The 3,892-nt window shown below is 73.1% G+C and carries 4 protein-coding genes; 1 reads left to right on the top strand and 3 read right to left on the bottom strand.

Annotated elements, in window-relative coordinates; genetic code table 11:
• The 3 genes from B8460_RS04345 to B8460_RS04335 form a co-directional block, all read right to left on the bottom strand.
• Nucleotides 1–876: GAF domain-containing protein (locus B8460_RS04345; RefSeq protein WP_048860351.1), on the bottom strand; the 876-nt coding region annotated here is incomplete at its 3' end.
• Nucleotides 877–881: 5 nt separating this feature from the next.
• On the bottom strand, nt 882–1,976 hold the full coding sequence (locus B8460_RS04340) for an NAD(P)H-dependent flavin oxidoreductase (RefSeq protein WP_048860350.1): 1,095 nt from the start codon (nt 1,974–1,976) through the stop codon (nt 882–884).
• Nucleotides 1,957–3,198, bottom strand: coding sequence for an aspartate kinase (locus B8460_RS04335; protein ID WP_048860349.1), 1,242 nt, complete (start codon nt 3,196–3,198; stop codon nt 1,957–1,959). Before B8460_RS04335 ends, B8460_RS04340 begins: the two co-directional genes overlap by 20 nt.
• A gap of 84 nt (nt 3,199–3,282) precedes the next feature.
• Between B8460_RS04335 and ubiG the strand changes: the two genes are divergently transcribed.
• Nucleotides 3,283–3,892 (top strand): bifunctional 2-polyprenyl-6-hydroxyphenol methylase/3-demethylubiquinol 3-O-methyltransferase UbiG (gene ubiG, locus B8460_RS04330; protein WP_048860348.1); only part of this gene is annotated, 610 nt, incomplete at its 3' end.

Genomic DNA, 3,892 nt, shown 5'->3' with positions numbered 1-3,892 from the left:
TGGCAGCGATGAAGCCCGCGCGGCGCCGCGCACCGCGTCGGCGGCGCGGCGCAGCCAGCCGCCGTCGGCGGCCATCAGCCGGTAGGTCTCCAGCACCTCGCGCCCGGCGCCCGCATCGAGCCCGTCCGGCATGCGGTCGCTGATCAGCGCATCGAGGTCGCGCCGCATCTGCGCGATGGCGGCGTCCAGCCGACCAAGCTCGGCCGCCGGATCGTCGGCGTGCAGCCGCGCGGCCGGGCGGCGCGCGCCGAGCAGCACGATGCGGCCGGCGGCGATCCCCGGGACCAGGGCGGAGGCGACGAAAACGCGCGGCAGCGTGGAGGCCAGCCCCTCGCCGCTGCCGTCCGACGCGCCGAGTTCGGCCAGCAGGTCGGCGACGATCATCGCCACCGTCTCCAGCAGCTCGACCTCGTCCTCGGCATACAGGCGCGGGAGGCGGTTCTGGACGGCAAGCACGCCGAGCCGCCGGCCGGCGCGGCGGACCGGCACCGCGAGCAGGGAGGCAAACGCCTCCTCCCCCGTCTCCGGCCGGTAGGCGAAGCCCGGATGGCTCTGCGCGTCCGGGAGGTTCATGACGCTGCCGGTCGCGGCGCACAGGCCGATGATGCCCTCGCCAACCCGCAGCCGGGTGCGGCCGACCGCGATCGGGTTGAGCCCCTCGGTCGCCGCCAGCTCCAGCAGGTCACCCGGCCGGCGCACATAGGCGGAGGCGACCTCGGCCACCAGCTCCGCGCCGATCAGCCGCATCACCTCGGTCAGCGTATGCAGGCGGGTCTCGTGGTCGCCGGCCGCCATGATCTCGCGCAGCCGTGCAAGCAGGCGTCGCGTCGCGCGCGCACCGGCGCCCGCGCCCCCGCCCACTCCGGCGGGCGTCATGCCGGTCAAGGCGGCGGCGCGGCCGCTCCGGTCGCCGCCTGCGTGGGCTGCCGCGCGCACAGGCGATCGACCGCCTGTTCCACGAGATCGGCGATGATGGCGGCGGTCGGCTGCTCGTCGGTCACCATGCCGACCGACTGCCCCGCCATGACGGAGCCCTCGTCCACGTCGCCCTCGATGGCGGCGCGGCGCAGGGCACCGGCCCAGAAATGCTCGATGGCGAGCTGCGCCGCCTCGCGCGTCAGCTCGCCCGACTGAAACCGCCGGATCGTCTCGGCCTGATGGGCGAGGAACTGCCGCGTGCCCGCGTTCACCAGCCCGCGCACCGGTATCACGGGAAAGCGGTCGTCGAGCTGGACCGACGGGACGGCGTCGCGGGCGTGGGCCCGGATGAAGGCCTGCTTGAAGCGCGGGTGCGCGATGCTTTCCGTGCTGGCCGCGAACCGCGTGCCGAGCTGCGCCCCGGAGGCGCCCATGTCGAGATAGGACAGGATCGCGTCGCCGCGCCCGATGCCGCCGGCGACGAACACCGGCACCTCGCGTATGTGCGGCAGGATCTCCTGCGCCAGCACGCCGAGCGAGACCGGGCCGATATGACCGCCGGCCTCCGACCCCTCGATGATCAGCGCATCGACGCCCGTGCGCACCAGCCGGCGCGCCAGCACCAGCGCGGGGGCGAAGGCGATCACGCGGGCGCCGCCGTCCTTGACCGCGCGCAGCGTGCCGCCGGGCGGGATGCCGCCGGCCAGCACCACGTGACCGACGCCCGCGCGCAGGCAGACCTGAACGAGATCGTCCAACTGCGGGTGCATGGTGATCAGGTTGACGCCGAACGGACGGTCGGTCATCGCCTGCGTGCCGGCGATCTCCGCCTCGAGCTGCGCGGGCGACATGGCGCCGCACGCGATGACGCCGAAGCCGCCGGCGTTGGAGATGGCGGCGACGAGGTGCCGCTCCGACAGCCAGCTCATGGCACCGCCGAGGATCGCGACCTCGCACCCCAGAAAGGCGGTGCCGCGCGCCCACAACCGGTCGAGCGCCGCGCGGGCGGCCGCGCGGGCCGGGTCGGGCGGGGTGATGTCAGGCGGCATCGAGACCATAGGCGGTATGCAGCGCGCGCACCGCCAGCTCGGTGTAGTCGGCGGCGATCAGCACGCTGACCTTGATCTCGCTCGTGGAGATGACCTGGATGTTGATCGCCCGGTCGGCCAGCGCGCGGAACATCGTGTTGGCGACGCCCGCGTGGCTGCGCATGCCGACGCCCACGACCGAAACTTTCGCCACGTTGGCATCCGTCTCGATCTCGGCATAGCCGATCTGCGGCCGCGCGGCATCGAGGGCGGCGCGGGCGCGCGGCAGGTCGGACTTGCCTACCGTGAAGGTCATGTCCGTGGTGCCGTCGGCGGACAGGTTCTGCACGATCATGTCGACGTTGATGTTCTCCGACGCCATGGCGCCGAAGATCGCCGCCGCGATGCCGGGCCGGTCGGGCACGCGGCGGATCGTGACCTTGGCCTCGTCGCGCGAGAAGGCGATGCCGGAGACGATTTCCTTTTCCACGATCTCGTCCTCGTCCACGACCAGCGTGCCGCTGGTCTCGTCTGCGTCCTGGAAGCTGGAGAGCACGCGCACGCGCACCCGGTGGTTCATCGCCATCTCGACGCTGCGGGTCTGCAGCACCTTGGCCCCGACCGAGGCAAGCTCCAGCATCTCCTCGTAGCTGATGCGGTCGAGCTTGCGCGCCCCGGGCACGATGCGCGGATCAGTCGTATAGACCCCGTCCACGTCGGTATAGATGTCGCAGCGATCCGCGCCGATCGCGGCGGCAAGGGCGACGGCGGAGGTGTCCGAGCCGCCGCGGCCGAGGGTGGTGACGCGCCCGTCCGGCCCGATCCCCTGAAACCCGGCGACCACGGCGACCTGCGGCGCGTCCATCCCCTCGCCCCGCATGCGCCGCACCAGCTCCGCGCCCTCGATCCGCTCGATGCGGGCCTTGCCGTGGGCGCGGTCGGTGTGGATCGGGATCTGCCAGCCCTGCCAGGACCGCGCCTCCACCCCGATCTCCTGCAGGGCGATCGCCAGCAGCCCGGTCGTCACCTGCTCGCCGGTTGCGACGACGGTGTCGTACTCGCGGGCATCGTGCAGCGGCGACAGCGCCTGGCACCAGCCGACGAGCTGATTGGTCACGCCAGCCATGGCCGAGACCACGACCGCGACCTCGTGGGCGGCGCGCACCTCGCGGGCGACGCGCTGGGCCACATTGCGGATACGATCGAGATCGGCGACGGAGGTGCCGCCGAACTTCATGACGATGCGAGCCATCGGTGCGGGGTTCCGGCCTTACGCGTCCAACAGGGGCGGCACACATACGGGCCAAGTGTGCCGTTCGACAACCGGGAGAGAGCCATGAGCAGCAGTGTCGCCGCCGGGGAGATCGCCCGCTTCGACGCCATGGCGTCGCGCTGGTGGGACCCGTCAGGGCCGATGCGCCCCCTGCATCGCATGAATCCGGCCCGCATCGGCTGGGTCCTGGCGCAGGCCGGGCGGTATCTCGGCGCGACGGCGGGGCTTGCGACGCTCGATGTCGGCTGCGGCGCCGGCATCGCGGCGGAGGCGCTGGCCCGCGCCGGGCTCGACGTGCTCGGCATCGACGCGGCGCCCGACGTCATCGCCGCCGGCGCGGCGCATGCCGAGGGACAGGGTCTGCCGCTGACCTATCGGGTGGCCGCGGCCGAGGACCTGTGCCGCGAGCCGGCGCGGTTCCGTCTGATCACGGCGCTGGAGGTGATCGAGCACGTGGCCGATCCCGGCCCGTTCCTGGCGACGCTCGCGCAACTTGCGGCGCCCGGCGCGCTGCTGGTGCTGTCCACGCTGGACCGCAGCCCGGCCTCGTTCCTCGCGGCAAAGGTCGCGGCCGAATACGTGCTGCGCTGGCTGCCGGTCGGCACGCATGACTGGCGGCGTTTCCTGCGGCCGGCCGAACTGGCGGCACTCCTGCGCCAGTCGGGCTGGCGGC

Source organism: Acidisphaera rubrifaciens HS-AP3 (assembly GCF_000964365.1).
GTDB lineage: Bacteria > Pseudomonadota > Alphaproteobacteria > Acetobacterales > Acetobacteraceae > Acidisphaera > Acidisphaera rubrifaciens.
Note: the sequence above shows the minus strand (reverse complement) of the source record. Positions and strands in the feature narration are given on the sequence as shown.